Source organism: Corallococcus interemptor, from assembly GCF_003668875.1.
GTDB classification, from domain to species: Bacteria; Myxococcota; Myxococcia; order Myxococcales; family Myxococcaceae; genus Corallococcus; species Corallococcus interemptor.
The window spans coordinates 100,839-125,348 of the sequence record NZ_RAWM01000009.1 but is presented as its reverse complement, the minus strand read 5'-3'; the positions used below and the strand labels follow the sequence as shown (position 1 = coordinate 125,348).

The window sequence follows — 24,510 nt, the reverse complement described above, 5'->3', positions numbered from 1 at the left end:
AACAAACCCACGCCATGCCCCGTCCGTCCAACACCGAAGCGCGCAGGGAGCAGATTGTCGCCGGGCTGCTCAAGGCCATGGCCGAGCGCGGCTACGAGGGCGCGTCCGTGGCGGAGATTGCCCGGGCGGCGGGCCTCTCCGCGGGGCTGGTGCACTACCACTTCGAGGACAAGCAGGAGATCCTCCTGACCCTGGTGCGCTCGCTGGCGTCCCGCGCGCGGCAGCGGTTCGCCACCCGCGCCACGAAGCTCGCGGCGGACGACGCGCGGGGGCGGGTGGAGGCGTTCGTGGACGCGTTCCTCGCCACCGGGCCGGACGCGGACGTGGCGGCGGTGGCGGGCTGGGTCACCATCAGCGCGGAGGCCATCCGGCAGCCGGAGGTCCGCGCCGCCTACGACGAGGTGGTGCGCGCGGACCTGGAGCAGCTGGAGGCGCTGGTCGCGGCGGTGGTGGGCAAGCGCCGCGCGCGTCCGCTGGCCGCGGGCCTGTTCGCCGCCATCCAGGGGTACTTCGTGCTCTCCGCGAGCGCGCCGGGGCTCGTGCCTCCGGGTTCCGCGGCGGGCACCGTGAAGCGCATGGCGGCGGGCCTGCTGGACGCGGCTTCTTCTCCGCTGGACCGTGAGGTGCCGTGATGAGCATCGCCATCTACGCAGGCAGCTTCGACCCCGTGACGGCTGGACACCTGTCGGTGGTGCGCCAGGCGGCCCGCCTCTTCAGCCACGTCGTCGTGGTGGTCGCGGTCAACCCGAACAAGCGCACGCTGCTCACCGCCGAGGAGCGCGTGGCGCTCATCCGGGAGGTCGTGGCGAAGCACCCCAACGTCTCCGTCACGTCCACCGAAGGGCTCATCGTGGAGCTGGCGCGGGAGATTGGCGCGAGCGTCCTGTTGCGCGGCGTGCGCGGCGCCACCGATGCGCAGTTCGAGACGGAGCTGGCGCAGATGAACCGCGCGCTGGCGCCGGAGCTGTCCACCCTCTTCCTGCCCGCGGAGGCGCACCTGGCCGAGGTGTCCAGCAGCGCCCTCAAGGAACGCCTCACGCGCGGCGAGGACGTGTCCGCCTTCTGCCCTCCCGCCGTCATCGCGAAGCTGCGCGAGCGGCTGTCCCCTCCCTCCGGAGCCATCCATGAGCCTGTCCTTCATTCCCCTGGGCGTCGGTGATGCCTTCTCCGCGCTGCACTACTCGTCGTGTCTGGCGCTGGAGGCGGAAGACCAGGTGCTGCTCATCGACTGTCCGCACCCCATCCGCAAGATGATGCGCGAGGCGTCCGAGTCCTCCGGCGTGCACCTGGACGTGGAGCGCGTCAGCGCCGTGGCCCTCACGCACCTGCACGCGGACCACGCCTCCGGCCTGGAGAGCCTGGCGTACTTCTCCTTCTTCGTGCTGCAGCGGAAGATGGAGCTGCTGGCGCACCCGAGCGTCACGCGCCGCCTCTGGGAGGGCCACCTCGCCGCGGGCATGGAGTGCCTCATCGAGCAGCAGGGCGCGGACCCCCATCACAAGCACTTCGAGGACTACTTCACGCACACGCCGCTGCACCTGGAGCGCGCGGTGAAGCACGGCCCGTTCGAAATCGAGTGCCGCTTCACCTACCACCACGTGCCCACCACGGCGTTCCGCATCCGCGCCGGGGGCCGGTGCCTGGGCTACAGCGCGGACACGTCCTTCGACGAAGGCCTCATCTCATGGTTGTCCGAGGCGGACCTGGTCATCCACGAGACGAACTACGGCGTGCACACGCCCTACGAGAAGCTGGCGGCGCTGCCGGAGGCCACCCGCGCGAAGATGCGCCTCATCCACTACCCGGACCTGTTCGACGCGACGGGCAGCGTGATTGAGCCGCTGGTACAGGGCCGGCGCTACACCGTCTGAGGGAGGAGCGCGCGGCCGGCTGGAAGCCCTTCATCCTCCGGGAAGAAGGGTTTGGGGCTTGCGCGTTGCGCCATGTCCGGCCCGCTCGCCTTCATGCGCCGAGTGCGCTACGCCGAGACGGGTTGGCGCTCCCCCGTGCCCCCGCAAGAGAACGACTGTCCGATGATGAAGAAGACCGTGAGCACCTGGGCGGTGCTGCTGCCGCTCGCAATGGTGCTGGCCACCCGTTCCGCCGGGGCCACCGGGACCGTCGGGACGACGCCCCCCGCTGACACCGTCCGCCTCACGATCCTCCACCTCAACGACGTCTATCAATTCCAGCCCACCGCGCGGAACCGGGGCGGCCTGTCACGCGTGGCCACGCTCAAGCGGCAGGCGCTGAAGGAGACGCCGCACGTCCTCACGCTGCTGGCGGGCGACACGCTTTCGCCGTCCGTGGAGTCCTCCGCGGAGGTGGCGGGCGAGGCGCTCAAGGGCAGGCAGATGGTCGACGCGTGGAACGCGCTCGGCCTGGACTACGCCACGGTGGGCAACCACGAGTTCGACTTCGGAGACGACGTGCTGCGCGCGCGCCTCCAGCAGTCCCGCTTCCCGTGGCTGGGCGCCAACGTGGTGAGCGTGAAGTCCGGGCAGGTGTTCGACGGGCTCAAGGCGTGGGACCTGCGCGACGTGGGCGGCGTGAAGGTGGGCATCTTCGGCGTGGTGCTGCCGGAGACGCAGACCTCGTCCAAGCCGGGCAAGGACACGCGCATCACGCCGTTCTGCGAGGCCGCGAAGCGCTCCGTGGAGGAGCTGCGGGCCGCGGGCGCGCAGTTCGTGCTGGGGCTCACGCACCTGACCGTGGAGCAGGACCGCGAGCTGGCGAGGTGCGTGCGCGTGGACCTCATCATCGGCGGGCACGACCACGACCGCGTGGAGGAGACCGTCGCGGGCACGCCCATCTTCAAGCTGGACGAGGACGCCATCGACCTGGGCCGCGTCACGCTGGACCTGGACGCGAAGACGGGCGCGGTGAGGAAGCTCGCGTGGAAGGTGATTCCCATCACCGCCAGGACGCCGGACGACGCGGCGTTCGACGAGCAGATGAAGCCCTATGCGCCGCTGCTGGCCACGCTGGCGGAGCGCGTGGGCCGCTCGCCGGTGCCGCTGGATGCGCGCAGCGCGCAGAACCGCCTGGGCGAGACGAACCTGGGCTCGTTCCTGACGGATGCGTTCCGCGAGGCCACGGGCGCGGACGTGGCGCTGATCAACGGCGGCGCCATCCGCGCGGACCGGGTGCTGCCCGCGGGGACGATGACCCGGCGAGAGCTGTACTCGCTCATGCCCTACCGCAACGAGCTGGTCGCCCTGGAGGTGACGGGGGCCACGCTGCGCGCGGCGCTGGAGAACGGCGTCAGCCTGAGCACCCCGGACGGCAAGCCGCCCGGCCGCTTCCCGCAGGTGTCCGGCCTGCGCTTCACCTACGACCTGCGCAAGGCGCCGGGCTCCCGGGTGACGAAGGTGGAGGTGAAGGGCAAGCCGCTGGACGACGCGGCGAAGTACCGGCTGGCCACGCTGAGCTTCGTGGCCCAGGGCAACGACGGCTACGCGATGTTCAAGGACGTGCCCGTGCTGCCCATGAGCCAGGAGCACCTGTCGCCGTGGGATGCGCTCGGCAAGGCCTTCAGCACCGGCAGGCCCGCGCCCCGCGCGAAGCCCCAGGGCCGCATCACGGTCCTCGGCGCGCCCAGGGGCGGCCTGCACGCCCAGCCTTCGATGAAGTAGGACGTAGCGCGCGAGGCTACCGCCAGGGCGCGGTCCAGCCTCGCAGCCGGTAGACGAGCCGTCCGGCCAGCTCCCGCAGCATGTCCGTGCTCTGGTTGAGCGCCCCCGAGCGCGGCAGCCAGCTCAGCTTCGAGGGCGGAATCGTCGAGGAGCGCAGGTCCACCGCGAGGGTGTCCGCCTTCACGCCCACCGCCGCGAAGCAGCCGGCCGCGCGGGGCAGGTGCGCGGCGCTCGTCACCAGCAGCAGCGACTTCCAGCCGTGCGCGCGCACCAGCGGCTCGGACTCCAGCGCGTTCTCCCGGGTGTTGCGGCTGCGGCCCTCCTTCACGATGCGCTCGGGCGCGATGCCCCAGTGCTCCAGCTGCGCGGCCAGCACGTCCGCCTCCACCACCGCCTCCGGCCTCGCGTCCAGGTTGCCGGCCGTAATCAGCACCTGCCGGGCCCGGCCGTCGTGCAAGAGTTCGAAGGTGCGCATCATCCGCTCCGGCGCGGCGTTGTACTCCGGCTGCCCCGAGCGCTCCGTGGCCGCCGCGTCCAGCCCTCCGCCCAGCAGGATGACCGCGTCGTAGACGGTGTCCGGCCGGTACGTGCTCACCGCGTCCGCCTCCGTCGCGCGCGTCAGGAGCGCCACCGTCGGCTCGATGGAGAACGCGTACAGCACGGCCAGCGACAGCAGCTGCGACGCCAGCGACAGCCGCCGCCACCGGCGCAGCACCACGCCGCCCACGCCCAGGAGCAGCACCCAGGTGAGCGGCGACAGCAGCAGGTCCAACACCTTCGAAAGGACGAGGAACATCTTCCGTACGTCCTACCGCGCCGCGCCCCCCTTGAGGTAGCGGCGTGCCTCGGCCGCTCCGGGGCCGTGCGGCCGCAGGGTCAGGTAGCGCTGGTAGCCCTCGCGGGCCATCGCGGACCGGTCCGTCATCACGCCCACCCGGCCCAGGCCCAGGTGGCACTCCGCGGCGCTCTCCTTCAGCTCCAGGCACTTCCAGAACTTCTCACCGGCCTCCAGGGCCTTGCCCGCCACGAGCAGCTCCTGGCCCAGCGTGTACGCCACCCCCGCGTCCGGGGACTGCGCCATCCACGCCGCGGCGTCGCGCGCCTCCCCCCGGACGTTCACCGGGGGCCGCTTGCGAGCCGCATCCGGCGTGGACTCCCGGTCCTTCACCCGCGCGTCCACCACCGGCTCCGGGGGCGGAGGTGGCGGCGCCAGGCGCTCCAGCGTCACCTGCACGCGCTCCGGCACCGCGGCCTCCGACACGGTGGTGGACCACGGCTGATACCCCACGAACCGCATCAACAGCTGGTGCGAGCCCTCTCCCGGTCCGACCTTCAGCGCCATGGGCGTCACGCCCACCCGCCTGCCGTCCCAGAGCACCTCAGCGCCCGCGGGGTTCGTCACCACCTGGAGCGGATGTCCTCCGGAGGAGGCCTGGAGGGGCATCACCGCCTGCACGACGAAGAAGAGCACCGCGACCGCGACGAACGCCGCCCACACCCAGCCGGGCAGCCCGCTGGAGTCCTGCGCGGCGCTGGTGCCCATCATCGCCCCGGGCGCGTACTCGTCCGGGAACGCCGTCGCGTGCGCGCGGTGCACCGAGGACGCGCGCTCCGGCTCGTCCAGCAGCGCCGGCCCGCCCTCCCCCGTCCACATCGTCACCTGGCGCAGGAAGGACTCCGGAATGCGCGGCGGCTGGCCCGCGAGCTTCAGCTCCTCCTCGAAGAGCCAGCCCATCAGGTGGCGCAGCGTGGACGCGGGGAACAGCGGCGCCCGGTACGCCAGCCACTCCGCCAGCGCGCGCTGGAAGTCCTCCGCGCTCGTGAAGCGGTCATCGCGCCGGAGCGCCAGCGCCCGGGACACCAGCGCCCCCAGCGACGGGTCCAGGTCCGGCGCGTACGTCTGCACGGGCGTCAGGTCGCCCGTGGCGATGCGCTCCATCACCGAGCCCGGGTCGCCCTCCACGGGCCTGCGGCCGGTGAGCATCTCGAAGAGGACGACGCCCGCCGTGTACACGTCCGAGCGCGCATCCAGTCCTTCCGCCCGCGTCTGCTCCGGCGACAGGTAGAGGTACTTGCCGCGCACCACGCCCGCGTCCGTCTCCGGCCGCCCGGCCAGCTGCGCCTTGGCGATGCCGAAGTCGGAGAGCTTCACCTCGCCCTCGAAGCTCACCAGCACGTTGTCCGGGGACACGTCGCGGTGCACCAGCCCCAGCGGGCGGCCCTGCTCGTCGCGGCGCGTGTGCGCGTGGTGCAGGCCCTTGCAGACGTCGATCATCAGCAGCGCGGCCAGCGGCGCCGGCAGGTGCGCCATGCCCTTCAACTTCAGGCGCTTGAGCACCTTGGACAGGGGCTGCCCGTCCACCCACTCCATGGCGAGGAAGTACTCCCCCTCCTCCTGCCCGAAGTCGAAGACCTGGACGATGTTGCCGTGGGACAGCCCCATGGAGATGCGCGCTTCGTTGAGGAACATCTTCACGAAGGCGGGGTCCTGCGCGTACGGGTCCCTCACGCGCTTGATGACGACGGACCGGGACACGCCCTCCGCCACGGTGTAGCGCGCGCGGTGCACCACGGCCATGCCGCCCGCGCCCAGGCGCTCCTGCAGCTCGTACTTGCCGAAACGCGTCGTGGGGCCAGCCGTCGTCACGGGCCGGACGCTACCCCACCGCTCACCTCCGGGGGGAGCCCCACCCCGGACGCGGCCCGCTCAGCGCTCGCCCCAGTGGAGCTTCTGCCGGAGGATGGTGAAGAAGGCCACGCGCGGGTTGCGCACCAGGGCCACGCGGTTGGGCGAGCGCACCACTTCAATGCAGTCCCCGCCCTGCAGCGAGTGCCCCGTCTGTCCATCCAGCGTGAGGTACGTGTCCGCCGTCTCGCTCTTCAGCGTGACGCGGATGGTGCGGTCCGCCGGTACCACGATGGCCCGCTGGGTCAGCGCGTGCGAGCAGATGGGCGACAGGATGGTGCAGTCCACCGACGGGTGCACGATGGGGCCGCCCGCGGACAGCGAGTACGCCGTGGAGCCGGTGGGCGTGGCCAGGATGACGCCGTCCGACTTGTACGTGGTGATGGGCACCCCGTCGATGGACGTCTCGTGGTCCGCGATGCGCGCGAGCGCGCCCTTGTTGATGACCACGTCGTTGAGGATTTCGTCCTCGATGAGGACCTTGCCCCCGCGCATGAGCCGGCAGGACAGCTTCATCCGCGAGTCCACGTGGAAGTTCCCCACCAGCACGTCGTCCAGCCGGGTGAAGAGCTCCTCCACGGAGATCTCCGTCATGAAACCCAGGCTGCCCAGGTTCACGCCGATGATGGGCACGTTGCGCCCGCCCAGCAGGCGCGCCGCGTAGATGAGCGTGCCGTCACCGCCCAGCACCACCACCAGGTCCGCCCGGGCCGCCAGCTCCCGGTCCTCGATGCGCGGCCAGTTCAGCGCATGCGCCAGGGCGCGGTCCGCCAGCACCGTCAGGGCCGGGTGGCGCTGTTGGATCTCCGCCGCCAGGGCCACGGCCTGCGGGGTGTCTCGCTTCGCGACGATGACGAGGGTCTGCACGCCCCCCGGGTTCTAGTCCAGCCGGCCAACCGTCCTCGCGTGGAAAATGACGCACCTGCTCGGCCCCGGACATCACAAGGGTGCGCGACGGGGCGGACAGGGCGCTAGGTTTGGAGGCCCCATGGACCTCTTCGACCACGCCAGCCAGAAGGAACAGGCCGTCCTGGCGCCGCTCGCCGAGCGCATGCGCCCCACCTCGCTCAGCGAGTACCTGGGCCAGGAGCACCTCACCGGCGAGGGCCGCTTCCTGCGCCGCGCCCTGGAGGCCGACCAGGTGCCCAGCCTCATCCTCTGGGGGCCGCCGGGCACCGGCAAGACGACGCTCGCCCAGCTCGTCGCGCGCCACACCGGCGCCGCCTTCGAGACCATGTCCGCCGTGCTCGCGGGCGTGAAGGACATCCGCGAGACGGTGGCGCGCGCGCAGGACCGCTGGAAGCTGAACCGCCAGCGCACGCTGCTCTTCATCGACGAAATCCACCGCTTCAACAAGTCGCAGCAGGACGCGCTCCTGCCCCACGTGGAGAAGGGCACCGTCACGCTGATTGGCGCCACCACGGAGAACCCGTCGTTCGAGGTGAACGCCGCGCTCCTGTCGCGCTGCCGCGTCGTCACGCTGCGCGGGCTGGAGCAGGAGGAGCTCATCGCCGTCATGCGCCACGCCGTCGCGGACCCCCGGGGGCTGGGCGGCAGGGTGACGGTGGATGACGCGGCGCTGGAGTTCATCGCGGACGCGGCGGGCGGGGACGCGCGCAAGGCCCTCACCGCGCTGGAGGCCGCGGCCGCGTACGGCGGCAAGGCGGTGGACCGCAAGGTGGCGGAGGAGGCGCTCCAGCAGAAGATGCTGCTCTACGACAAGGGCGGCGAGGAGCACTACAACGTCGTCAGCGCGTTCATCAAATCCATGCGCGGCAGCGACGTGGACGCCGCGCTGTACTGGATGACGCGCATGCTGGAGGCGGGCGAGGACCCCGTCTTCATCTTCCGCCGCATGGTCATCTTCGCGTCGGAGGACGTGGGCAACGCGGACCCCCGCGCGCTGGGCGTGGCGGTGGATGCGTTGAGGGCCTTCCAGCTGATGGGCCTGCCGGAGGGCACCCTGCCCCTCACCCAGGCCGTGACGTACCTGGCGCTCGCGCCCAAGTCGAACGCGGTCATCGCCGCGTACGCCGCCGTGCGCGAGGCCGTGACGAAGGAGGGCGCGCTGCCGGTGCCCATGCACCTGCGCAACGCGCCCACCAAGCTGATGAAGTCGCTGGGGTACGGAGGCGGGTACAAGTACCCGCACAACTTCGAGGGCAACTACGTCCCGGAGGACTACCTGCCCGAAGCGCTGCGCTCGCGCTGCTTCTACACCCCGACGCGCAACGGCTTCGAGGCGGAGCTGTCCGAGCGCTACGAGGCCATCCAGCAGCAGCTCGCCGCCAGGCGCGGCGAGCGCGAACCCGGGGAGGACGGCTGAAGCGTCCTCCCTCGGGAGTGCATCAGGACACGGCTTCCAGCACGGGGCCCGGGCCGCTGTCCGAGTCCGGGCCCTTGGGCGAGCGCGGCTTCATGCTGCGGCCGGCCACCTCGTACTGCTTGAGCAGGCGGCGGAAGTTGGAGCGGTCCACGCCGGCCGCGCGCGCCGCGCTGGACACGTTGTGGTTGTTCTTCTCCAGCAGCGCGGACAGATAGCGGCGCTCGAAGGCGCGCATGGCCAGGCGCTTGGCCTGGGCGTACGGCAGGTGCGCCAGGCTGAACACCTCCACCGCCGAGTCGGCCTGGGGCGCGGCCTGGAAGCCGGGCGGCAGGTCCTCCACGTCGATGGCGTCGTTGGCCGTCAGCACCACCGCGCGCTCGATGACGTTCTCCAGCTCGCGCACGTTGCCCGTCCACCGGTTGCAGGTGAGCGCCTCCATGGCGCGGGGGCTGATGCCGGTGACCTTCTTGTCCGCCTTGCCGGTGTAGACCTTGAGGAAGTGGTGCGCGAGCAGCGGCACGTCCTCCGGGCGGTCGCGCAGGGGCGGCAGGTCGATGGTGATGACGTTGAGGCGATAGAAGAGGTCCTCGCGGAACTTGCCCTGCTCCTTCGCGCGGGACAGGTCCACGTGCGTGGCGGCGATGACGCGCACGTCCACCTTCACGGGCTCGTTGGCGCCCACGCGCTTGACTTCACCCTCCTGCAGCACGCGCAGGAGACGCACCTGGGTGGCCGGGGGCACGTCGCCAATCTCGTCCAGGAAGATGGTGCCGCCGTCGGCCGCCTCGAAGAGGCCCTTCTTGTTGCCGGTGGCGCCGGTGAAGCTGCCCTTCACGTGGCCGAAGAGCTCACTCTCCAGCAGCGTCTCCGTCAGCGCGGAACAGTTGACGGCGACGAACGGCTTGTCGCGGCGCGCGCTGCGGTAGTGGATGGCGCGGGCCACCAGCTCCTTGCCCGTGCCGCTCTCGCCCTGGATGAGCACCGTGGCGGTGGAGTGGCTGACCGTCTCCACCAGCTTGAACACGGCGCGCATCTGCGAGGACTGACCGATGAGGTCCTCGAACTGGCTGCGCGCGGTGAGCGCCTCCTCCAGCGCGCGGGTGCGGTCCTTCAGCGCCTTGCGCTCGGCGGCCTTGGCCACCGTGAGGCTGACCTCGTCGATGTTCTCGAAGGGCTTGGTGAGGTAGTCGTACGCGCCCGCCTTCACCGCCTCCACCGCCGTCTCCACGGTGGCGAAGGCCGTCATCATGATGACCTCCACGTCCGGGCGGTCCGCCTTGATGGCGCGCAACAGGTCCATGCCGGACAGGTGCGGCATCTTGATGTCGAGCACGACCACGTCGATGGACGGGTCCTTCGCCGCCGTGAGCCCCTCCACCGCGTCGTCGATGGCCACCACAGGGTGGCCTTCCCGCTGGAGGATCTGGGTGACGGCCTTGAGGACGACGGAGTCGTCATCCACAACGAGGACCTTGGCGCGCTTGACTTGGTTCACGGCAACCTCTCGAGCTGCAGGGGAATGGGCAGGAAGACGGTGAAGCGGGAGCCCTGGCCCACGTGGGTGTCCACCTGGAAGGTGCCCCCGTGGTCCTGGACGATTCGGTAGGCGATGGACAGGCCCAGGCCGGTGCCCTCGCCGGGCGGCTTGGTGGTGAAGGACGGCTCGAAGATGCGCGGCAGGTGCTTCTCTTCGATGCCCGCCCCCGTGTCCGTCACCGCGAAGAAGGTCCGGTCGCCCTCGCGCCCCGTCTCCAGGGTCAGGCGGCCTTCCGCCTTGGGCAGCGACTGCAGGCCGTTCTGCAGCAGGTTGAGCACCACCTGCGCGAGCGTGCCGGGGTCGCCGTACACCTTGGGCAACCCGTCCTTCAGGCCCAGCTTCATCTCCACCTTGGGCATGGACTTGAGCTGCGCGCGGAAGAGGACCGCGGCGTCCTCCACGCACTTGGACAAATCAAAGAGGCGCCGGTCTTCCACGCGGCTGTGCCGGCTGAACTTCAGCAGGCTCTCCACGATGCGCTTGCAGCGCAGCGCGCTCTCTTCAATCAGCTTCAGCGACTCCAGGTCGCTCTCGCTGCGGCCCGCGTCGCGGGACATCAGCTGCGCGAAGGCGAGGATGCCGCCCAGCGGGTTGTTGATTTCGTGCGCCACGCCGCCCGCGAGCTGGCCCACCGCGGCCATCTTCTCCGTCTCGATGAGCCGGCGCGTCATGGCCTGCTCCTCCGTGACGTCGCGGTAGGTGCACACCGCGCGGTCGTCGCCCGCGAAGGGGTACGCGGCCACCACGTAGCTGCGCCCGCCCTGCTGCACCTCACCGCGCGCGCCCTTGCCCGTCTCCATGGCGGAGGGCAGCGGGCACCCGGCGCAGGGCGTGTCCCGGCCGAAGAGGTACTGGTGGCAGGGGACGTCCGAAGGCACCTCTTCGATGGAGCGGCGGGCCACCTGCGCGTAGGCGACGTTGGCCCGGCGCACCGCGAAGTCCCGCGCGCGCACCACCGCGAGCGGCGTCTCCATGCAGTCGAAGGACAGCTCCCACTCGCGCTTGGCCGTGGAGAGCAGGCGCGTGCGCAGCGCGACGCGCTCCTCCAGGTCCGCGTTGAGGTGCTTGAGCTCCGCGTTCTGCTCCTGGGTGACGCGGTAGAGCCGGTCGTTCTCCGCGTGGAGCGCGTACTGCTCGAAGGCGCTCTTCACCGTGAGGACCAGGTGGCTGTCGTTCCAGGGCTTGGAGATGAAGCGGAAGATTTCCGAGCGGTTGATGGCCTCTTCGATGGCCTGCTGATCCGCCTGGCCCGTCAGCATGATGCGCTGGGCGCGCGGCGCCTGGAGCTTCACCTGGTTGAGGAACTCCACGCCGTTCATGCCCGGCATGCGGAAGTCGGAGATGACGACCTCCGGCTGGAAGCGCTCCAGCGTGCGCAGGCCCGTTTCGGCGTCCGTCGCCGTCTCGATCTCCCACTCACCCCGGCGCAGGACCCGCCGGATGGACTTGAGGATGTTCTCCTCGTCGTCCACGAGCAGCAGCCGGCCGCGGGTGACCGGTTCCTGCGCCTGCGCTTGAGCTCCGAGGGTTCCCATGGACTTTCCGGGAATCGACATTTGCAATGGCCTTGCCAAACCAGAGATTTGGATAAACCCCGGCAATCACGCCTCTTTTCAGAGACATGACAAAAAGGGGCAAGGTCATTGTAGACCCACCGCCCCCAACCGGGTCAAATGAGACCCCGGGTTTTTGACCCGCTGGGTCAGCCTGCCCGTGAAGGCGGCGCCGAAAACAGGGGCGCGGGGGGGTGGAGGCAGATGCGGTCGCGGCCCTCGCGCTTGGCGCGGTAGAGGGCCTCGTCCGCGGTGAGCAACAGCTGTTCCGGGGTGAGGATGGCGCGGTGGGGGAAGCTGGAGACGCCCAGGGACGCGGTGACGCGCAGGGCACCCTCCGGGCCTGCGTGCAACTCGTTGATTCCCTTGCGGATTCGCTCCGCCACGGTGAGGGCGCCGGGCAGGTGGGTGCAGGGCAGGAGGATGGCGAACTCCTCCCCTCCGTAGCGCGCCACCAGGTCCGTCTCGCGCACGCTGTGCTGGAGGGAGGCCGCCACCTCCCGGAGGACGCGGTCCCCCGCCCCGTGGCCGTGGGCGTCGTTGATGTTCTTGAAGTGGTCCAGGTCCACGAGGATGAGCGACAGGCTCTCGTCGTAGCGCTGCGAGCGGCGGAACTCCTCGCGCAGCCGCTCCTGGAAGTAGCGGTGGTTGTGCACCTGGGTCAGGCCGTCCGTCACCGCCAGGCGCCGCAGCTCCTCCACCTGGGAGTGAAGTGACTTCAACCGCGAGTGCGTTTCGAGGCTCCGGTAGAGCCTCAAACGCAGCTCTTCGTCGTCCCATGGGGTCAGAATCACCTCACCCCCTCTGCGCAGAGCGGCGAGCCGCAGGGCCCGATCCTCCGGGGGCGCAAGAACCACCACGGCGGGTTGGGGCGCCGGTGGTGGTGGGGTGAGGGCCTCCAGCAGGGCCTGGGCCTGGCCTGGGTCGAGGCCACCGGAGCAGAGCAGGACGCCGTCTACCTCCTGGGTGAGCCCCAGCGCCTCCGGCCCGGAGCGCGCCACGCGCAGGGCGAAGTCCTCCGGGCCGAGCGTGCGCACCAGCTGAGGAAGCAGTGCCTGCGAATCGTCCACGACCAGAAGCGTGTAGGGCTGGGTTTTCACCGTGTCCCCGTAAAATGATGACTAGGCGGTACTATAGGGGTTTCCCACAAGAAGGGCCAAGAGGTTTGCCACCGGGGGGGCCGTCTGCTAGCGAGCGCGGCGTTTCCTTCCTGACGGAACGCACGCGACATGACGACCGTGGCCAAGTACCCGAGCATCAGCCTCTTCTTCCCCGCCTGGAACGAAGAGGACTACGTGGAGCGCGCCGTGAGCCGCGCACTGGAAGTGCTGCCGAAGCTCACCGACGACTTCGAAATCATCGTCGTCAACGACGCCTCCACGGACCGGACCCAGGAGGTCTGCGACGCGCTCGCGGCGAAGGTCCCCCAGCTGCGGGTCATCACGCACCCGGTGAACCTGAAGCTGGGCGGGGCGATGCGCACGGGGCTGGCGGCGAGCACGAAGGACCTGGTGCTCTATTCGGACATCGACCTGCCGTGGGACATGCGCGAGCTGGAGCGGGCGCTGCACCTGATGGAGTACCTGGAGGCGGACATGATCTGCGCCTTCCGGTTCGACCGCACGAGCGAGGGCTCCAAGCGCATCGTGTACTCGTTCGTCTACAACCTGCTCATCCGGGCGCTGTTCGACATCCAGATCAAGGACGTGAACTTCAGCTTCAAGCTGATGCACCGCCGGGTGCTGGAGTCGATGGAGCTCAAGAGCCAGGGCTCGTTCATCGACGCGGAGCTGGTGGTGAAGGCCATCCGCAAGGGCTTCCGCGTGTTCCAGATGGGCGTGGACTACTTCCCGCGCACGCGCGGCATCTCCACGCTGGCGTCGCCGTCCGTCATCCTGAAGATGGTGAAGGAGCTGGTGGCGCTGTACCCGGAGACGCGCTCGCCGCCGCCGCCGGGCAAGCCGGTGCGCCTGCCGCCGTCGGTGCAGCCGCTGCGCTCGGTGCAGGGGCGCGGGTAGGACGTCATGGCGTCGCGCACGCGGCTCATCGTCAACGCGGACGACCTGGGCCTGCATCCGTCACTGGACGCGGGCATCCTGCGAGCGCACCGCGAGGGCATCGTGACCAGCGCGACGCTGCTGGCCATGGGGCCCTCCGCCGCGGATGCGGTGGCGCGGGCGAAGGCGCAGGGGCTGGCGGTGGGCGTGCACCTGGCGCTGTCCACGCGGCTGCCGTGCGCGGCCCCCATGGAGGCCGTGCGGACGGTGGCGCCGGACGGGCGGCTGCGCGGCGACTGGGCGGCGTTCGCGAAGGCGTGGCTGACGGGGCGGGTGCGGCGCGAGGAGCTGGAGCGGGAGCTGTCCGCGCAGGTGGCCCGTGCCCGGGAGCTGGGCGCGCAGGTGGATCACCTGGATGGACACCAGCACCTGCACCTGTTGCCGGGGGTGCGGCCGGTGGTGGAGGGCATCGCCGCTCGCGAGGGGCTGCCCCTGCGGTGGCCGGACGCGCTGCCTCGCGCGTCGTGGCTGCGGGCTCCCGGGCCCGCGTTGAAGACGACGGTGCTGGCGGTGCTCGCGCGCACGGCGCCCCGGGCCCGGCCGGGCGTGCGGCGGGTCAGTGCCGGGGGCGTGTTCGAGGCGGGCCGGCTGGATGAGCCCGCGCTGCTGGCGGTGCTGGACGCGCTGCCGGCGGGGGACTTCGAGCTGGGGTGCCATCCCGGTGAGGGTGCGCCACACGTGCCGGAGGATCCGGCGTGGACCTACGGCTGGGGCGCGGAGCTGGCCGCGCTCACCAGTCCCCGCGTGAAGGCGAAGCTCGAGGAGCGGGGCGTCTCGCTGACGAACTACGGCGAGCTTCAGCGGGCTTCGGCGTCGTAGAGCAGGTGCGGCGTGGTGTAGCCCTGGCCCAGGCCCACGACTTCGCGCACCTCGAAGCCCGCGTCTCGCAGGAGCCGGACTCCGTCAACTCGCGGCTTGAGGACCATGCCTCCGCTGGCCTTGGTGCGGCCCAGCAGCGACACCATCACCCACTCCTGCGCGAGCGCCTTGGCGTGCTTCCAGGAGCGGTCGCCCTCCACCTCTTTCAAGAGGAAGCGGCCTCCGGGCTTGAGCAGGCTTCGCACGGACTGGAGGAAGCCCGGCCACTTCTCATCGGGCAGCAGGTACAGCACGTCGCAGACCACCACCGCGTCGAGCGAGTGCGGCTGCGTTCGCGCGAGGTCTTCCACCGAGCCCACGTCGAGCGTCACGTTGGGCAGTCGCGACAGGGCCTGCCTGGCCCAGTGCACCTTGCGCTCGTCCAGGTCCACTCCGAGCACCCGGCGCTCCGGCACCGCGAGCGCCATCACCGCGGACAGCAGGCCGTGCCCGCAGCCGATGTCCGCCACCGTCCCCGAAGGCAGGCGCGACGCCACCGCGAGCAGTGGGGCCGAGGATGCCCGTGCGTGCACGTGGAAGCGCTCGCTCGCGGGCAGGTGCGCGTAGAGCGCCAGGGCCTGGTCCATGAGTCCGCTCATGACACGTACTCCGCGGCTCCGTATGCCGCCGCCAGCGCCAGCATCACGCAGGCGCTCGTCGCGAGCACGCCCCACCTCATGCGCGGACGTTCCTTGAGCAGCAGCGCCAGCGAGAGGAACAGCGGGAAGGCGGCCAGCAGGTAGCGCCCCATGCCCATGAAGTCCTTGCTCGACAGGGCGGGCAATCCCACGATGGCCAGCGTGTAGACGCCGTAGCCCCACCCCAGCCGCTTCGCCGTGGGCCAGATGAGCGCCAGGGCGCCCACGGTGACGGCCGCGTGCCCCACGAGCCTCAGGCCGTCCGACAGCGACATGTCCCGGCTGAAGCCCTGGAACCAGCGCAGCTTCACCCACGTGCGCCAGCCCGGCTTCTGGTCCCAGCCCGGCGCGGACTGCACCTTCACGAACGCGAACGGATCTCCGAACGCCTTCCACTGGTAGAGCAGGTACAGCACGAAGCCCGCCGCCGCGAACACCGGCAGCAGGTCCACCCAGCTCCACTTCAGGCCGCGCTCGTGCTTCCACTCCAGCCGCCGCGCGAGCAGCCCCACCACCAGCGCGGGCGCCACCGGACGCGCCGCCGTGGCCACCGCCGCGAGCAGCACCGCCCACCCCAGCTGCCCCCGCTCCAACAGCAGGAACGCCGCGATGATGAGCAGGAGGAACAGCGCGTCCGAATACATGGCCCCATAGAGGAAGAACGCGAACGGGTAGAACGCCAGCAGCAGCCCCGCGTTCCTCGCCGAGTCCTCATCCGCGCGGGTGCGTGCCCACAGCGTGAAGACGTACAGCGCGCCCAGGCCACACAGCATGGTGACGAGCACGCCCGCGATGAACGTGTCCACGTGCAGCAGGCCCAGGCCGTGCAGCACCAGCGGGTACAGCGGGAAGAACGCCACCGGGCTCTGCTGGCCGGGCGTGTAGCTGTAGCCCTCCGTCGCGATGCGCGCGTACCAGCCGGCATCGTAATGCACCCAGCCCAACAGGACGGGGGCGCCCGGCCACGTCAGCCTCGCGGGGCTGTAGCCCTGCGGGAACGCAATCGCGGACATCGTCACCAGCGCGGTGCACACCACCAGGGCGGCGAGCCCGGCGGTCAAGACGGCACGAGGAGCGGAGCGGACCATTCGGGTCATGCCCTTGGTCCAGAACCGCCCCTCGCGTCAAGTCAGGCCCGGAAACACAGGAGAGGACCGTGTGCCCTCCCCTCCCCCGCCCCGGTGCGTCAGGCTGCCTTCAGGACTCGTAGAAGCCCTTGTTGGCGCGCACCTTCTCCACCAGCAGCGGCGCGGGCGTGAAGCGCTCGCCGTACTTGTCCTGATAATGCTCCAGCTTGCGCAGCAGGTTCGCCGGGCCCAGCGCGTCCGCGTACCGGAACGGGCCGCCCAGGAACGGCGGGAAGCCCAGGCCGAAGATGGCGCCCACGTCGCCGTCGCGTGCGCTGCGCAGGATGCCTTCACCCAGGCAGCGGATGGCCTCGTTCACCATCTGCAGCGCCACGCGCTCGGCCATCTCCGAAGCGTCCAGGGACTTGCGGTCCTTGCCGTGCGGCAGGAGCAGGTAGACCTGCGGGTCCACCTCCTTCTTCTTCCCGTTCTCGTACAGGTAGAAGCCCTTGTTCGTCTTGCGGCCCAGGCGGCCGTCGGACACCACGCCCTCCAGCGCCTTGGGCGCCGCCATGCGCTTGCCGAACGCGGCCTCCATGATGGGCCCCACCTTCTGGGCCACGTCGATGCCCACCTCGTCCAGCAGCGTGATGGGCCCCACCGGGAAGCCGAAGTCCACCAGCGCCTTGTCCAGCTGGACGATGTCCGCGCCCTCCGCCAGCAGGTACGCCGCCTCGTTCATGTACGGCGCGAGGATGCGCGACGTGTAGAAGCCCGGCCCGTCGTTGACGACGATGACCGTCTTGCCCTGCTTCTTGCCCACGTCCACGCAGGTCGCCGTCACCCACTCCGCCGTGCCCGGGTGCGTGATGATCTCCAGCAGCGGCATTTTGTGCACCGGGCTGAAGTAGTGCATGCCAATCACCTGCGAGGGGCGCTTGCTGCCCTTCGCCAGCTCGCCAATGGGCAGGCTGGAGGTGTTGGACGCGAAGATGGTGTTCTCGCCGGTGACGGCCTCCACCTCCGCGATGACCTTGTGCTTGAGCTTCAGGTCCTCGAAGACGGCCTCGATGACCAGGTCCACCGACTTGAAGCCGCTGTAGTCCGTGCCCGCGGTGATGTTGGACAGCTTCGCGTTGGACTCCAGGCGCGTGAGCGAGCGGCGCTTCACGCGCTCGTCCATCACCGTCTGCACCTGCTTGAGCGCGCGGCCCGCGCCCGCGTCGTCCTTGTCCTTCACGCGCACGGGCACGCCCTGGAGCACGCCGGCCACGTAGGCGATGCCGCCGCCCATGAGGCCTCCGCCCAGCACGCCCACCTTCTTCACCTCGCGCGGCTTGAGGTTGGGGTTGGCGGTGCCGTTCTCCTTCTTCAGCGCCGTGGTGGCGAAGAAGATTTCGACGAGGCGCCGCGACACGTCCGTGAACACCAGCTCGCCGAAGGCCTTCGCTTCCGCCTCCAGGCCCGCCTTGCGGCCGGACTCCAGGCCCACGCGGATGACCTGCAGCGCCTTCTCCTGCGCGGGGTACTTGCCGCGCGTCTTCTTCAGCAGCTGCTTCTTCGCCTGGTCGAACATCACCTTGCGGCCGAGCGGGTTGTCCTCCAGCGCCGCCTCCGTCCACAGGTCCTTGTTGATGAGCCCCTGGAAGATGCCGGCGATGCCCTTCTTCTTGCCGCTCTGGGCCACGGCCTTGAAGCCCTGGTGCGAGCGCTCCACCTTGAGCGTGCCCGCCGCCAGCTCCGCCGCGCGCTTGAGGGCAATGTCCTTGAGCATGGGCACCGGCACCACTTCATCCACGATGCCCAGCTTCTTCGCCTTGGACGGCTTGACGTTCTTGCCGGTGAGGATGAGGTCCAGCGCGGCCTGCGCGCCAATCAGCGCGGGCAGCCGCTGCGTGCCGCCGGCGCCGGGGATGAGGCCCAGCTGCGTCTCCGGCAGGCCCACCACGGACTTGGGGCTGTCCGTGACGATGCGGTAGTGGCACGCGAGCACCCACTCCAGGCCGCCGCCCAGGCACGCGCCGTGGATGGCCGCGACCACCGGCTTGGAGAAGGACTCCAGCCGGTCGAACTGCTCGTGCGCGCCTCGGCTGATGGCCTCCACGTCCGCGGGCGACTTGAGGGTCTGGAGGAAGTCGATGTTCGCGCCGGCGACGAAGTTGTCCTTCTTGCCGGAGATGAAGACGACGGCCTTCACCTCCGGGTCCCGCTCCGCCTGGAGGAGCAGGTCGGAGAACGCGGTGCCCACTTCGGGGGACAGCGTGTTCACCGGCGCGCCCGGCTGGTCCACGGTGATGACCGCGACGCCGTTCGTGACGTCGTAGCTCAAGCCCTGCTTCGCTTCGACTGCCTCTTGCTTGGTCGCCATCACGCACGCTCCAGGATGACCGCGGCGCCCAGGCCGCCCGCGGCGCAGACGGTGCACAGCACCGTGTTCTTGTTCCGACGCTTCAGCTCGTTCAGGGCCTGCGTGATGATGCGCGCGCCCGTGGCACCGAACGGGTGGCCGATGGAGATGGAGCCGCCCGTCACGTTCAGCCGCGAGCGGTCCACCTCGCCCACCGGCGCGTTGAAGCCCGCCTTCTTCGCGAACTCCTTGGACGCCAGCGCCTGGAGGTTGCTCGCCACCTGCGCGGCGAAGGCTTCGTGCATCTCCACCAGGTCGATGTCCGCGAGCTTCATCCCCGCGCGCTTGAGCGCCACGGGGGCCGCGTACGCCGGGCCCTGGAGCAGCTGGTCGCCCGGGTCCGTGGCCGCGAACGCGTGCGAGCGCAGGAAGCCCAGCGGCTCGTAGCCCAGCGCCTTGGCCTTCTCCTCGCTCATGAGCAGCAGGGCCGCGGCGCCGTCCGTCAGCGGGGACGCGTTGCCGGCGGTGACGCTGCCATAGCGGCGGTCGAACACGGGCTTGAGCTTGGACAGCGCCTCCAGGCTGGTGTCCTCGCGCACGATGTTGTCCTTCGTGGCGATCTGCTCGTACCTGGGCGGCACGGTGACGTGCATCACCTCGCCGTCGAACAGGCCCTCCTTCCACGCGCGGGCCGCGTTCTGGTGCGAGTTGAACGCGATGAGGTCCTGCTCCTCGCGGGTGATGCCGTTCTCCTTGGCCATCTTCTCCGCGCTCTCGCCCATCGTCTCTCCGGTGGAGTACTCGGCGATGGCGGGGGGCACGGGGATGAGGTCCTTGGCCTTGAGCTTCTGGAAGGGCTTGAGCTTGTCCGGCAGGCTCTTGCCCTTGGACGACGCGGCCAGCGCGTGCGCCAGCGGGCGGCTGGTGAAGATGGGCGCGTCGGACAGGGACTCGGTGCCGCCGGTGATGACGACGTCCGCGTCTCCCAGCGCGATGGCGTTGGCGCCGGCCACCATGGACTGGATGGACGTGGCGCAGGCGCGCGCCACCGTGAAGGCGTCAATGCGCTTGGGCAGGCCCGCCGCCAGCACCACTTCGCGCGCGATGGACGGCGCGGTCAGCGTGGGGATGACCTGTCCGAAGACGACCTGGTTGATTTCGTTGGGGTCCAGGTCGCTGCGCTGCACCAGCTCCTGGACCACCATGCGGCCCAGGTCCAGCGCCGTCAGGTTCGCGAAGACGGTGCCCGCCTTCGCGAACGGCGTCCGCAGTCCGCGAACGATGGCCACCCGCCGGTGGCCGTTGCGCTTCTCGCTTGCCATGTGTGCCTCACCCTCTGTGAAACGAGTGAGGCGCTTCTAACGGCGGGCAATGCACCGCGTCAACGTTGGATTGATTCTTGAGTCAACTGCTCGCCAGTCGGGCGGGCTGGGGATTGTTCAGTCGAGCGTGCCCTGGCGGAGGGCGGCGCCGTGCTTGTGGACCGCGTCCACGAGGAACTTCGCGGCGTCCGGGTCGGTGGGCGGGAGGATGCCGTGGCCCAGGTTGAAGATGTGCCCGGTGGGGCCGGCGCGGCGGAGGATGTCCTTCACGCGACCCTCCAGCTCCTCGCGGGGGAGGAAGAGGTGGAGCGGATCCAGGTTGCCCTGGGTGGCCACGTCCGGCCCGAGGATGCGGCGGCCCTCGTCCACGGGGCAGCGCCAGTCCAGGCCGATGACGTCCGCGCCGGTGCGCTTCAGCAGCGGCAGGTGCGGGGTCATGTTCACGCCGAAGAGGATGACGGGGACGCCGGTGGCCTTGAGCTCCGTCACCATGCGGGTGAGGTACGGGAGGCTGAAGCGCTCGAAGTCCCAGGGGGACAGCTCGCCGCCCCAGGAGTCGAAGATCTGCACAATCTTGGCGCCGGCCTCCACCTGCATCTTGAGGTACGGGATGAGGGTGTCGGTGAGCTTCTGGAAGAGGCGGTGGGCGACTTCGGGCTGCTCGAAGAGCAGGCGCTTGATCTGGATGTAGCTCTTGGAGCCGCCGCCCTCGACCATGTACGCGGCCAGGGTGAAGGGCGCGCCCGCGAAGCCGATGACGGGCACGGAGTCGTTGAGGGCCTTGCGCGTGCGGCGGATGGCCTCCGCGACGAAGCCGGTGCCTTCAACGGGGTCGGGGACGCCGAGCTTGTCGATGTCCGCGGGCGTGCGCAGCGGGTTGGGGAAGTGGGGGCCCTTGTCGCCCAGCTCCAGGTGGATGCCCATGGCCTCCACGGGGATGAGGATGTCGGAGAAGATGATGGCCGCGTCCACGCCCAGGCGGGTGATGGGCTGGACGGTGACCTCGGCGGCGAGGTCCGGGTCCTTGCAGAGGTCCAGGAACGCGATGTTGCCGCGGATGGCGCGGTACTCGGGCAGGTAGCGGCCCGCCTGACGCATCAGCCACACAGGGGTGGTGTCGGTGGGCTGGCGGCGCGCCGTGCGCAGGAGTCGGTCGTTCACGTCGTCACCTTGGGGAGGCGGGTGGGAGTCACGGGCTTCACGGACCGGGGTGTACCCTATCTCCATGACCCGGTTGAACCGCTTCGTTCCAGGGCTGCTCGCGCTCGCATGCATGGCCTGTGCGGCGGGGCGGACGGCTGCTCCCGCCCGGCCTCAGTGGCCGCTGCCCCAGGAGTTGGTCCGCTGGGAGCCGGTTCCCGGCGTGAGCGTCGTGGCACCGCGCCCCCCACCTGGAAGCTCCAGGTCAACGACCGAGACCACCCGCGTCAACTGTGGGCCCCTGCCGGTCCGCGACCCCACCGAGTGGCCCATGGGCCACCACCGGTTGAATTGCTCGTGGGAGGACATGAAGTCCTCCAGACAGTTCCAACTGCATTGGTACCCAGGCGCCTTCGAGGCTGGGAAGTCGCCAGAAGAAAACCTCAGGCGGCTTGAGCAGGATCTCGTCCAGCCCTTCGCACGCGACGAATACACGCGGTTGCCCGCCCCCTGGCTGGGCTGGGAATGGCGCGGCGTGGGTGAAGGAGAGCTGATCCGGGACCGATGGAGCGTCGTAGGAGACGGACTCCTCTTCCTTCAGGCGATCTCCGTCCAAGAAGATCCATACCCCGAGGCCGAAGCCTTCCTCGACTCACTGCGGGTCACTGACGTGAAGTGACGATTCAGCCGCCGTCGCGCCTACGTCACCTGAGCACCCGCGCCAGATAGGGCGCGGTGCGGCTCTCCTTCACCTTCGCCACCTGCGCCGGCGTGCCCTGTGCCACCACACGGCCGCCGGCGTTGCCCGCGCCGGGCCCCACGTCGATGACGTGGTCGCTGGCGGCGATGACGCGCAGGTCGTGCTCCACGACGATGACCGTGTTGCCCGCGTCCACCAGCCCCTCCAGCTGCGCCATCAGCTTGTCCACGTCCGCCGGGTGCAGGCCGGTGGTGGGCTCATCCAGCACGTAGAGCGTGTCGCCGTGCTGCGTGCGCTGGAGCTCCGTGGCCAGCTTGATGCGCTGGGCCTCGCCGCCGGACAGCTCCGTCGCGGGCTGTCCCAGGCGCAGGTAGCCCAGGCCCACGTCCCGCAGCACCTTGAGCGCGCGCTGGAGCGGCGGCTCCTCCGTGAAGAAGTCGAACGCGCCGTCCACCGTCATGCCCAGCACGTCCGCGATGTTCTTCTCGCGGTAGCGCACCTCCAGCGTCTTCGCGTTGTAGCGGGTGCCGTGGCACGTGGGGCACGGCGCGTACACGCTGGGCAGGAAGAGCAACTCCACGCTCACGAAGCCCTCGCCCTCGCACGTGTCGCAGCGGCCTCCCACCGTGTTGAAGGAGAAGCGCCCCGCGCCGTACTTGCGCGACTTCGACAGCGGCGTCGCCGCGAACAGCTTGCGCACGTGGTCGAAGAGGCCCGTGTACGTCGCCAGGTTGGAGCGCGGCGTGCGGCCAATGGGCTTCTGGTCCACCGTCACCAGCCGGCGGATGGACTCCATGCCCTCTTGGATGTGGCCCTCGCTCGCCACCACCGGCTCGCGGTCCAGTGGCTCGCCCTCCTCCTCTTCTGGCGCCAGCGTCTGGCCCAGCCTCGCCGCGACCAACTCCACCAGCGCCTGGCTCACCAGGCTGGACTTGCCGGAGCCGGACACGCCCGTCACCGTGGTGAAGACGCCCAGCGGGAAGTCCACTGCCAGCCCGCGCAGGTTGTTGCGCTTCACGCCCTCCAGACGCAGGCGTCCCGTGGGCTTGCGGGGCTCGCGGCGGCGCAGGGCCTCCTCCTCGAAGAGGTAGCGCCGCGTCCGGGACGACTCCACCTTCGCCAGTCCCTCCGGCGTGCCGCTGTAGAGCACCTGCCCGCCGTGCTCACCGGCGGCGGGGCCCACGTCGACGATCCAATCCGCGTGGCGGATGACCTCCACCTCGTGCTCCACCACGAACAGCGAGTTGCCCGCCTCCTTCAGCCGGTCCAGTGCCGTGAGCAGCGACTCCGTGTCCGCGGGGTGCAGGCCGGCGGACGGTTCATCCATCACGTACACCACGCCGAAGAGGTTGGAGCGCACCTGCGTGGCCAGCCGCAGCCGCTGCAATTCGCCCGGCGACAGCGTGGGCGTGCTGCGCTCCAGCGACAGGTAGCCCAGGCCCAGGTCCGTCAGCACCTGGATGCGCGCGAGCAGGTCCTTGGTGATGCGCTGGGCGACGATGAGCTTTTCGGGGTGCTCGCGGGCCATGACGTCCGCGTCCTTCCCCTTCCCTTCCGCCGTGGGCCGGATGAGTTCCGCGACCTGCTCCAGCGGCAGGCGGGACAGCTCGCCGATGTCGCGTCCCGCGAACGTCACCGACAGCGACTCGCGCTTGAGGCGCTTGCCCTCGCACAGCGAGCAGTCGCTGGCGACCATGTACCGGGCGACGCGCTTCTTCATCATCGCGCTCTGCGTCGTCGCGAAGGTGGTCATCACGTAGCGCTTCGCGCCCGTGAAGGTGCCCATGTAGCTGGGCGTCTCCTTGCGAGCCATGGCCCGCTTCACCTCCGCGGACGTGAAGCCCGCGTAGACCGGGACGGTGGGCTGCTCGTCCGTGAAGAGGATCCACTGGCGGTCCTTCTTCGGCAGGTCGCGCCAGGGCTTGTCGATGTCGTACCCGAGCGTCACCAGGATGTCGCGCAGGTTCTGGCCGTGCCACGCGGGCGGCCACGCGGCGACGGCGCGCTCGCGGATGCTCAGGGAGTCATCCGGCACCATGGAGCGCTCCGTCACCTCGAACACGCGGCCGATGCCGTGGCACTTGGGGCATGCGCCCGCGGGCGTGTTCGGAGAGAACGCGTCCGAGTCCAGCCGCTCCAGCTTCGGCGGGTACGTGCCCGCTCGCGAGTACAGCATGCGCACGGAGTTCGACAGCGTCGTCACGCTGCCCACCGACGAGCGCGATGTCGGCGCGCCCCGGTGCTGCTGGAGCGCCACCGCCGGAGGCAGCCCATCGATGGCGTCCACCTCCGGCACGCCGACCTGGTCAATCAGCCGCCGGGCGTACGGGGCCACGGATTCGAAGTAGCGCCGCTGCGCCTCCGCGTAGAGCGTCCCGAACGCCAGCGATGACTTGCCGGAGCCGGACACGCCGGTGAAGACCACCAGCGCGTCGCGCGGGATGTCCACGTCCACGTGCTTGAGGTTGTGCTCGCGAGCACCCCGGACGCGGACGAAGCCGGAGGGGTCGGAGGCCTTGGAGGTGCGCGGTGCTTTCGGAGGTGCCATGCCAGGGCGGACGTTGCCCACCCGACCGCGCGAGGTCATCCACGAAGCGAGGCCCCGCGTCGGAATCCCGATGCGCGCCGGCCCTCCTCCGTCTGG

The 24,510-nt window shown here is 70.2% G+C and carries 20 protein-coding genes; 8 read left to right on the top strand and 12 right to left on the bottom strand.

The features are described from left to right. The first annotated feature begins 14 nt into the window (after nucleotides 1–14). From D7X96_RS05705 to D7X96_RS05690, 4 genes are all read left to right on the top strand, one after another. Nucleotides 15–632 (top strand): TetR/AcrR family transcriptional regulator, encoded by a 618-nt coding sequence (locus D7X96_RS05705; protein WP_120546151.1) that lies wholly within the window; start codon nucleotides 15–17, stop codon nucleotides 630–632. Continuing rightward, complete coding sequence (coaD, locus tag D7X96_RS05700) at nucleotides 632–1,159, top strand: pantetheine-phosphate adenylyltransferase (RefSeq protein WP_233609942.1); 528 nt, start codon at nucleotides 632–634, stop codon at nucleotides 1,157–1,159. The genes D7X96_RS05705 and coaD overlap by 1 nt, the downstream gene beginning before the upstream one ends. Continuing rightward, nucleotides 1,125–1,871: an MBL fold metallo-hydrolase gene (locus D7X96_RS05695; protein WP_121769190.1), complete on the top strand. Its 747-nt coding sequence runs from the start codon at nucleotides 1,125–1,127 to the stop codon at nucleotides 1,869–1,871. The genes coaD and D7X96_RS05695 overlap by 35 nt, the downstream gene beginning before the upstream one ends. A gap of 162 nt (nucleotides 1,872–2,033) precedes the next feature. Then, complete coding sequence (locus tag D7X96_RS05690; protein WP_120546154.1) at nucleotides 2,034–3,635, top strand: bifunctional metallophosphatase/5'-nucleotidase; 1,602 nt, start codon at nucleotides 2,034–2,036, stop codon at nucleotides 3,633–3,635. 16 nt (nucleotides 3,636–3,651) lie between these two features. On the opposite strand, the gene D7X96_RS05685 is transcribed toward D7X96_RS05690, so the two are convergent. The 3 genes from D7X96_RS05685 to D7X96_RS05675 are packed head-to-tail and all read right to left on the bottom strand — an operon-like array spanning nucleotide 3,652 to nucleotide 7,188. Then, entirely contained in the window at nucleotides 3,652–4,431 is a 780-nt protein-coding gene (locus D7X96_RS05685; RefSeq protein WP_120546155.1) for a YdcF family protein, read from the bottom strand. Nucleotides 4,432–4,443: 12 nt separating this feature from the next. Next, on the bottom strand, nucleotides 4,444–6,282 hold the full coding sequence (locus D7X96_RS05680) for a serine/threonine protein kinase (RefSeq protein ID WP_121769189.1): 1,839 nt from the start codon (nucleotides 6,280–6,282) through the stop codon (nucleotides 4,444–4,446). A 60-nt stretch (nucleotides 6,283–6,342) separates the two neighbouring features. Continuing rightward, entirely contained in the window at nucleotides 6,343–7,188 is an 846-nt protein-coding gene (locus D7X96_RS05675; RefSeq protein WP_120546157.1) for an NAD(+)/NADH kinase, read from the bottom strand. Nucleotides 7,189–7,309: 121 nt separating this feature from the next. Between D7X96_RS05675 and D7X96_RS05670 the strand changes: the two genes are divergently transcribed. Next, nucleotides 7,310–8,647 (top strand): replication-associated recombination protein A, encoded by a 1,338-nt coding sequence (locus tag D7X96_RS05670; RefSeq protein WP_120546158.1) that lies wholly within the window; start codon nucleotides 7,310–7,312, stop codon nucleotides 8,645–8,647. A 22-nt stretch (nucleotides 8,648–8,669) separates the two neighbouring features. On the opposite strand, the gene D7X96_RS05665 is transcribed toward D7X96_RS05670, so the two are convergent. From D7X96_RS05665 to D7X96_RS05655, 3 genes are all read right to left on the bottom strand, one after another. Then, the gene (locus D7X96_RS05665) at nucleotides 8,670–10,142 is read right to left on the bottom strand and encodes a sigma-54-dependent transcriptional regulator (protein WP_120546159.1); all 1,473 of its coding nucleotides are present in this window, start codon (nucleotides 10,140–10,142) and stop codon (nucleotides 8,670–8,672) included. Continuing rightward, nucleotides 10,139–11,719 (bottom strand): ATP-binding protein, encoded by a 1,581-nt coding sequence (locus D7X96_RS05660; protein WP_120546160.1) that lies wholly within the window; start codon nucleotides 11,717–11,719, stop codon nucleotides 10,139–10,141. The genes D7X96_RS05665 and D7X96_RS05660 overlap by 4 nt, the downstream gene beginning before the upstream one ends. A gap of 167 nt (nucleotides 11,720–11,886) precedes the next feature. Further along, nucleotides 11,887–12,837 carry a diguanylate cyclase gene (locus D7X96_RS05655; RefSeq protein WP_120546161.1) on the bottom strand — a complete coding sequence of 317 codons (951 nt, stop codon included), beginning with the start codon at nucleotides 12,835–12,837 and terminating at the stop codon, nucleotides 11,887–11,889. A gap of 138 nt (nucleotides 12,838–12,975) precedes the next feature. On the opposite strand from D7X96_RS05655, the gene D7X96_RS05650 reads away from it, so the two are divergent. Both D7X96_RS05650 and D7X96_RS05645 read left to right on the top strand, forming a co-directional pair. Beyond that, nucleotides 12,976–13,755 carry a glycosyltransferase family 2 protein gene (locus D7X96_RS05650; RefSeq protein WP_120546253.1) on the top strand — a complete coding sequence of 260 codons (780 nt, stop codon included), beginning with the start codon at nucleotides 12,976–12,978 and terminating at the stop codon, nucleotides 13,753–13,755. A 6-nt stretch (nucleotides 13,756–13,761) separates the two neighbouring features. After that, nucleotides 13,762–14,613: a ChbG/HpnK family deacetylase gene (locus D7X96_RS05645; RefSeq protein ID WP_120546162.1), complete on the top strand. Its 852-nt coding sequence runs from the start codon at nucleotides 13,762–13,764 to the stop codon at nucleotides 14,611–14,613. Here the strand turns inward: D7X96_RS05645 and D7X96_RS05640 are convergent. From D7X96_RS05640 to hemE, 5 genes are all read right to left on the bottom strand, one after another. Then, a complete protein-coding gene (locus D7X96_RS05640) occupies nucleotides 14,592–15,251 on the bottom strand; it encodes a class I SAM-dependent methyltransferase (protein ID WP_120546163.1) in 660 nt (219 codons plus the stop codon). The genes D7X96_RS05645 and D7X96_RS05640 overlap by 22 nt on opposite strands. After that, nucleotides 15,248–16,387 carry a mannosyltransferase family protein gene (locus D7X96_RS05635; protein ID WP_370450079.1) on the bottom strand — a complete coding sequence of 380 codons (1,140 nt, stop codon included), beginning with the start codon at nucleotides 16,385–16,387 and terminating at the stop codon, nucleotides 15,248–15,250. Before D7X96_RS05635 ends, D7X96_RS05640 begins: the two co-directional genes overlap by 4 nt. Nucleotides 16,388–16,487: 100 nt before the next feature. Further along, on the bottom strand, nucleotides 16,488–18,725 hold the full coding sequence (fadJ, locus tag D7X96_RS05630; RefSeq protein ID WP_121769187.1) for a fatty acid oxidation complex subunit alpha FadJ: 2,238 nt from the start codon (nucleotides 18,723–18,725) through the stop codon (nucleotides 16,488–16,490). Continuing rightward, a complete protein-coding gene (gene fadI, locus D7X96_RS05625) occupies nucleotides 18,725–20,026 on the bottom strand; it encodes an acetyl-CoA C-acyltransferase FadI (protein WP_121769186.1) in 1,302 nt (433 codons plus the stop codon). The genes fadJ and fadI overlap by 1 nt, the downstream gene beginning before the upstream one ends. Before the next feature lie 117 nt (nucleotides 20,027–20,143). Then, the gene (hemE, locus tag D7X96_RS05620; RefSeq protein WP_120546167.1) at nucleotides 20,144–21,187 is read right to left on the bottom strand and encodes a uroporphyrinogen decarboxylase; all 1,044 of its coding nucleotides are present in this window, start codon (nucleotides 21,185–21,187) and stop codon (nucleotides 20,144–20,146) included. A gap of 346 nt (nucleotides 21,188–21,533) precedes the next feature. Here hemE and D7X96_RS05615 point away from each other — a divergent pair, with 346 nt between their 5' ends. After that, a complete protein-coding gene (locus D7X96_RS05615; RefSeq protein ID WP_120546168.1) occupies nucleotides 21,534–21,845 on the top strand; it encodes a hypothetical protein in 312 nt (103 codons plus the stop codon). A 25-nt stretch (nucleotides 21,846–21,870) separates the two neighbouring features. Here D7X96_RS05615 and uvrA read toward each other — a convergent pair whose 3' ends face one another. Further along, on the bottom strand, nucleotides 21,871–24,414 hold the full coding sequence (uvrA, locus tag D7X96_RS05610; protein WP_121769185.1) for an excinuclease ABC subunit UvrA: 2,544 nt from the start codon (nucleotides 24,412–24,414) through the stop codon (nucleotides 21,871–21,873). Between the last annotated feature and the right edge of the window lie 96 nt (nucleotides 24,415–24,510).

Coding starts and splice junctions, on each gene's coding strand:
- D7X96_RS05705 (WP_120546151.1), top strand. CDS start 15: ATGCCCCGTCCGTCCAACACCGAAGCGCGCAGGGAGCAGATTGTCGCC.
- coaD (WP_233609942.1), top strand. CDS start 632: ATGAGCATCGCCATCTACGCAGGCAGCTTCGACCCCGTGACGGCTGGA.
- D7X96_RS05695 (WP_121769190.1), top strand. CDS start 1,125: ATGAGCCTGTCCTTCATTCCCCTGGGCGTCGGTGATGCCTTCTCCGCG.
- D7X96_RS05690 (WP_120546154.1), top strand. CDS start 2,034: ATGATGAAGAAGACCGTGAGCACCTGGGCGGTGCTGCTGCCGCTCGCA.
- D7X96_RS05685 (WP_120546155.1), bottom strand. CDS start 4,431: ATGTTCCTCGTCCTTTCGAAGGTGTTGGACCTGCTGCTGTCGCCGCTC.
- D7X96_RS05670 (WP_120546158.1), top strand. CDS start 7,310: ATGGACCTCTTCGACCACGCCAGCCAGAAGGAACAGGCCGTCCTGGCG.
- D7X96_RS05660 (WP_120546160.1), bottom strand. CDS start 11,719: ATGGGAACCCTCGGAGCTCAAGCGCAGGCGCAGGAACCGGTCACCCGC.
- D7X96_RS05645 (WP_120546162.1), top strand. CDS start 13,762: ATGGCGTCGCGCACGCGGCTCATCGTCAACGCGGACGACCTGGGCCTG.
- D7X96_RS05640 (WP_120546163.1), bottom strand. CDS start 15,251: ATGAGCGGACTCATGGACCAGGCCCTGGCGCTCTACGCGCACCTGCCC.
- D7X96_RS05635 (WP_370450079.1), bottom strand. CDS start 16,387: ATGACCCGAATGGTCCGCTCCGCTCCTCGTGCCGTCTTGACCGCCGGG.
- fadJ (WP_121769187.1), bottom strand. CDS start 18,725: ATGGCGACCAAGCAAGAGGCAGTCGAAGCGAAGCAGGGCTTGAGCTAC.
- fadI (WP_121769186.1), bottom strand. CDS start 20,026: ATGGCAAGCGAGAAGCGCAACGGCCACCGGCGGGTGGCCATCGTTCGC.
- D7X96_RS05615 (WP_120546168.1), top strand. CDS start 21,534: ATGAAGTCCTCCAGACAGTTCCAACTGCATTGGTACCCAGGCGCCTTC.
- uvrA (WP_121769185.1), bottom strand. CDS start 24,414: ATGGCACCTCCGAAAGCACCGCGCACCTCCAAGGCCTCCGACCCCTCC.